Annotated in this window: 2 protein-coding genes; both read left to right on the top strand. The window is 72.5% G+C overall.

Annotated features, from left to right (window positions below):
* Nucleotides 1-70: 70 nt before the first annotated feature.
* Nucleotides 71-535, top strand: a complete 465-nt coding sequence (locus tag ACY45C_RS13525; RefSeq protein ID WP_462187965.1) for a lycopene cyclase domain-containing protein — start codon at nucleotides 71-73, stop codon at nucleotides 533-535.
* Nucleotides 536-1,433: 898 nt separating this feature from the next.
* Entirely contained in the window at nucleotides 1,434-1,736 is a 303-nt protein-coding gene (locus ACY45C_RS13530) for a hypothetical protein (protein WP_462187966.1), read from the top strand.
* Nucleotides 1,737-1,755: the final 19 nt, after the last annotated feature.

Raw genomic sequence — 1,755 nt, forward strand, 5'->3', positions numbered from 1 at the left:
GGGACGTCGGCGACGAGCCCGCCCATCCGAGCGCGACGCGTTCCGGTGGGACTCCCGATGGTGATCGGCCGTGAGCTACACAGCCCTAGCGGTCGTCGGGGTCGCGCTGGCGATCGCGATGGACCTGTGGGTCCTGCGGACCCGGCTGCTGACCCGGCGGGTTTTCTGGACTTCCTACGCGATCATCGCATTGTTCCAGTTGATCTCCAACGGGATCCTCACCGGGTTCGGCGTCGTCGTCTACGACCCCCGCCGGATCCTCGGCCCGCGGATCGCACACGCTCCGGTCGAGGATCTGCTGTTCGGCTTCGCGCTGGTGACCCAGACGTTGGCATGGTGGGTCTGGTGGGGGCGCCGGCTGCGGGGCGGGCCGCCCGGCCGGCTCCGCAGCCGGCGGATCGGGGAGAGCCGGGAGGCCGGCGACAACGGGGGTAACGGCGACAACGGGAGTAACGGCGACAACGGGGGTAACGGGGAGAATCGGGGCATCCCGCCTCGGCCCGAGGGTCGAGAGAGATCTCAGCGTACTTCGTGACGGAAACGAGCGAATTGGTCCCCTAGCGAGAATCCGTCGGCTTAATCTCGTCATGATGACGCATGATGGTGCGGGGGCCCGGGATCGCCGGGACGTCACCGTTCTCCCTGGGGGCGTTCAGGTCGGATCCTGCCGATCCGGTGGGGACGCATCATTGCTGTAGTGGTTGCGTTGGTCGTCATCGTTGCGGGTCTGGTGGTTGTGCGTGGGCGGATGGCCGGCGACCATCGTGCGGGTTTCTCCGGAGGCAGGCCGGGTGCGCCGGTCGCACCGCCGGCACCCGTGCCCGGTGACGAGGACGGGCCGGCGGACGTGACGGCGGCAGCCCCGGTCACTGCTCGGCCGGGTGCCGGTCCAGCCCTTCCCACCGCGCCCGTGGCCTCCCCGAGTGCCGGCCTCGGGTCGGTTCCGCCGCGGGTCGCCCCGACCGCCGCGAGACCGCGAACCGGACCGCCGCCTGGGTCACCGGCCGTCCCGGTCGCTCCGCGGCCCTCCGGCCCGGCCCTCGGCCTGAGCTCGACCAGGGCCGACCTGGGTGACGTCGACTCCGTCTGGCGGCTTGACCTGCGTGGCGAGGGCACGGCGCCGGTCGACGTCGTGATCGGCGCCAGCCCGTCCTGGCTCATCGTGATGCCCGGCCGGTCGCGGATCGATCCGGGGGCCGTCGTCCCCCTGGTGATCGCTCTTGACCGGGCGGCGGCACCGTCCGGACCGATCGACGTGACCGTTCCGATCAGGCCCCGCGAGGGGGGCGGCGGGGGCGACGTGCGGGTCACCGCCAGGGTCGACGGCTCGCTACAGGTGGTATCGATGGTTGCGGCGCCGACGACGCTGTACCCGTCCGGCTGCGCGCCGGCCGCCAGGTCGACCCTCCCCGGCGACCGCGTCCCCGGCAGCGGTGTCCCCGGCAGCGGTGTCCCCGGCAGCGGTGTCCCCGGCAGCGGTGTCCACGGTGACGGTGTCCGTCGTCGACGCGACCGGCATCTTCGCCGTGGAGCTCGTGGTGAGCCTCCCCGACGGAGGCAGGGCGAGTGTGTCGCTGGTCCTTGACCGGGCGACGGGTAACCGGTCGACGTGGTCCGGCCCGGTGGGCCCGGCCCGTGTGGCCGGGGCGATCACCTACACGGCTACGGTGACCGATCTCGACGGGCGGCGTTCCCGGGCACCGGGATCCCTCACCGTTCTGCCCTGCCCCTCCTGATCGGCGCGGTGGTGGCAGC

The organism is Frankia sp. CcWB2 (assembly GCF_977927585.1).